General features: G+C 37.4%; 1 protein-coding gene and 1 pseudogene. Both read left to right on the top strand.

Annotation, left to right across the window (positions count from 1 at the left end; all coding sequences use genetic code 11):
• A partial coding sequence (locus VKJ25_RS15935) for an SUMF1/EgtB/PvdO family nonheme iron enzyme (RefSeq protein ID WP_324237622.1) occupies positions 1 to 1,129 on the top strand: 1,129 nt, incomplete at its 5' end.
• 1,662 nt (positions 1,130 to 2,791) lie between these two features.
• A pseudogene (locus tag VKJ25_RS15930) lies at positions 2,792 to 4,316 on the top strand (hypothetical protein); the annotation flags it as partial.

Below are 4,316 nucleotides of genomic sequence, written 5' to 3'. Positions count from 1 at the left end.
TCGAGAAGTGGTTGATGATTTGACTCAGGTGATTAGGTTAGATTCTAGTCATGCTCTGGCATATAATTATCGGGGTAATGCTTACTATAAATTAGGAGAATATCAACAAGCAGTTGATGATTATAACCGGGCGATAAATTTAGGTATGAATGAGGCGGTGAAAAGTCGAGATATTGCTCTCGGTGTTTGGGAGGAAATTAAACGTCAAGCAGAGGAAAAAATCAGGGGAGAAGAAAGAGAAAGGCAAAAAAGAGAAAAAGAAGAAACAGAAGCAGAAGAAAAAAGGCAGCAGGAGTTGCAAGGAGAACTGTTTACTTTTGAGGTAGTTACTGTCAACAACTTTGGGGAAATTATTAATCACACTCAGGGAACTACTAGGCAAAAAAGAGAAGATTTAGGTAATGGCATTAAATTAGAAATGATTTATATTCCTGGGGGAAGTTTTCTCATGGGTTCGCCAGAAAATGAAGCGGAAAGAAAAAGTAATGAAGGTCCGCAACATGAAGCTACTATCCAACCTTTTTATATGAGCAAATATCCTATTACTCAAAACCAGTACCAAACCATTATGGGAAATAATCCTTCTAGCTTTAAAGGAGAAAGTCACCCAGTAGAACGGGTAAGTTGGCACGATGCTATAGAGTTTTGTCAGAAACTGTCTGAGAAAACAGGGAAAATTTATACTTTGCCCAGTGAAAGTCAGTGGGAATATGCCTGTCGCGCCGGGACGACTACTCCTTTCTATTTTGGAGAAACTATAACCCCTGAGTTAGTTAACTACGATGGTAATCGTCCTTATGGTAATGCTCCTCAAGGAAAATATCGGCAACAGACAATCAGTGTAGGCAGTTTTCCTCCCAATGCTTTTGGTTTATACGATATGCACGGCAATGTCTGGGAATGGTGTCAAGACGTTTGGCACGAAAATTATAATGGAGCGCCTACCGATGGAAGTGCTTGGGAAACTGGAGGCTATAGTAATGTGAGAGTGCTTCGTGGCGCTTGCTGGATTAACTTTGGTTGGTATTGCCGGAGTGCGAGGCGTGTCTGTGTCTATGCTGACACCCTTAACTATCTTAGAGGTTTTCGGATTATCTCGTCTGATCTGCTAGTTTCTTCCGGTTTCTAGTTCAGTTATCAGCCTTTTTTTCAGTGAATAGCTTTTTCAGTTATCAGTTTTTAGTTATCACCACAGGACTAAAGCCATGAACGCTATTAGTAAGGTGTGTTTTCGGCGCTTGAACCGACATGTTTGCGTAGCAGTCCGTCTACGCGACATGTAAAGCGGTAGCGTAACTATATATAGCACCTTTGTGTAAGTCCTGCACCACTTAAACTTATGGATAAAAATTAAGAGGGTTGCTATTTCAGTTAAAAGCTCCCTAAGTTTGGGAAGTTAGCCAAGGATTTCAATCCTTGGCTAATAGCTGAAGTCATCTTTAGATGACTCCGTTATCTATACTGTCTTTTTGTATTCCAGTTAATTAGTTTAACTTCATTCCCCTGGCAATAACATCTAAATAGGGCTTGCTGATTTATCGGGAACCGTAAAAGTCTTTTTTAAGGAGTAGGGGAGTAGAGGAGCAGGAAAGCATTTTTTTGCCCAATGATGTGCCTAAAATGATAACTTGAGGAGCATTAAGAGCTGATTTTTCGGGAACCGTAAACCAGGTACTTTTTCTAGATATAAAAATGCTGCTTTATCTGTCAATGATTTGATATTTATTCAGCCAGCCCTAAATATAGCAATAGATCTAGGTTCGGTTGTTTCGCTCTCCGCGACATGAATACGTTAGCGTCCCCTTTTCGTTCGCGTTGCCAAGCATGGAATGATATCAAATCCGCTAGCCTCGGAGTGATATAATCAGGACTTACGCAGGGATCCTAGACATAGTGCTACCCCATACGCAATAGTTTTTTAACTCTCTATATTATATATAGTACCTTTGCGTAAGTCCTGATAATTTTACCATCAGAAAAGAGCGAATGCTCTTAGTTTGTTGAGGGTACGGTTCCCGAAAAATTGGAGACCAAATCCATACAGTTGATCAATTCTACCGATACTACCGAACTGGATATGAAACCCAAAAAAAATTTGCTCCCCCGCTCCCCCGCTCCCCCGCTCCCCCACTCCCCCACTCCCCCACTCCCCCACTCCCCGACTCCCCCACTCCCCGACTAAAAGACTTTCCATGGGCAAACCCTAATTAATCGAATCTGATTCTCCTGGCAATAAAATATAATTTAGGTTAGATTGAAAACAAAACCTAATATTAAGAAACGAAAAAACCGATCGCCGATCACTGATAATTGATCTCTGAAATGATCATAGGAAAAATTTATATAGCAGTCGAAGCAAAAGTTAGGATCCATCAAAAGGCTAAAACCCTAACAAAGTGAGATTTTTCTTTCTGCCTTCTGCTATAACCTACAGGACTTACACAGCAACCCTAGATATAGTGCTTAAAACCCCATACGCAATAGTTTTTTAACACTGTATATAGCACCTTTCGATAAGTCCTGACCGACATTCCCCACGATAAAATGTAGTACAAGAATAGAAGTCAGGAGTCAAGAGTTAGGTGTTATAATTTAGTATTAAAAAGTCACAGTAGTTAACATAAATAAGTATTTATACTTAAATTTTTACCAAAATATTTGACACATGAGAAAATTAAATGATATAATTTATACAATATAGATACCTACAAGACCATTGCTTTTCATGCCAATCTTTATACTACAAAGCGAAGTGTGGAATGTGGGTTATAACTATCAGGAGAAAAAAATTATGGGTATAGATTTACTCCCCGCAGTGCATACGGGAGTTGACCTATGGAATGGAATAGTGAATGCCTTTAATACTGCCTCTAGTATAACTACGAAGCAAAATTTAGAAGGGGAACAACTAGCCTATCAAACAGAATTACAAGAAAAACAAATAGTTGCTCAACTGCAAACAGAATATATGGGTACTGAGTCTCAGATTAAGTTGCAGCAAGATCATCAACAATTGCAACTAGGCTTACAAAAATATAATCAAGGATTTCAAAGAGAGTTAAAAACTTGGTGCTTTGCTCATCAAAAAGAATTACAAGAAAAACAAAGAGTCGCTCAACTTGAGATGGAATATATGCGTACTATTTCTCAGATTAAATTGCCGCAAAATCATCAACAATTTCAACTAAATAACCAAGAATTTCCCCAAAAACTAGAAATTGCTCGTCAAGAATTTGAAGCTAAAATAGTTGAATACCAATGGCAAGAAAATCCCCAGATTCAAGAATTTATTAAAGCCGTAGATATCCACATAGCTAAAAGCCACCAAGAATTTCAATTATGGCTATTTCAAAAACAAAAACAACTGCAAATAGAACTTTCTCAATATAATCGAGAAACTCAATTTCTTAACGCAACTTATCAACGAGAAGTTGCCCTAGAAATTAAAGAATTAGATAACTGGCCTCTGAAAATTTATCCATCACAAATTATCCAATCTCATCAAGGTAGATATCCTATTCCTGTACAAATAATTCTTGCACCTCTAGAAATAGAATATGACCGTTTTGAACACCTAAATAAAACTTCTAATTCTGGATTTCTTAAAGTCGAAAAACGTCTTTCTCAAGACTTACGAAATTTTCTGGAAAAATATTATTCTCTAGAAAATGAACAACGACCTACAGAATTAATAGACCGGGCTTGGGATAGTAACCGTTTTGCTGGAGGTAGTGCAGTTAAAGCTATATTTAGTCGCTTAAAATCGGAACCAATACTATTAATAGAATCAGAAGTAGATGGAGATTTGATTAATATTCAAGTTGCCTATTGGAGTGGCGGACAAGAAATTTTTCCTTTTTACAAAACCATAATTTCTCACTTAAATTATCCAAAAATTGTCTATGAATTTGCTATTCAACGCGCCTTAAATTGGGAAAGGAATGTGAAACAAAAACTCTTGGCGCAAGGCAGAAGCGAAACAGAAATAAATCAAGAATATGGTGGAGATAATCTTTTAAATTTGCAGATTTACAGGAAGTCTGAACAAGACAAATTAGCTGGAATAGAATTTGAACGTCACTATAAAACTAATAGGGAGGACTTTGACAAGTTCTCAGCTTTGTTAGGAGTATATCATAATATTATTGCTGCCCTATTTACTGACATTCACTATTTAATTCACACTAATTTATCGCCGAAACTGCCAGAATTATTGCCAGAGTTAGAAACAGAATTTTCCGTAGATAAAAATCTGGCAAATGACTTATTTAAAATGGTAGTGGAAAGTTATATTGGCAGTCTGAAAGCGATGGAAA

It is taken from the genome of Okeania sp. (genome assembly GCF_035285525.1).
In the GTDB taxonomy this organism is placed as follows: Bacteria; Cyanobacteriota; Cyanobacteriia; order Cyanobacteriales; family Microcoleaceae; genus Trichodesmium.
This window is presented reverse-complemented; position numbering and strand designations above follow the sequence as displayed.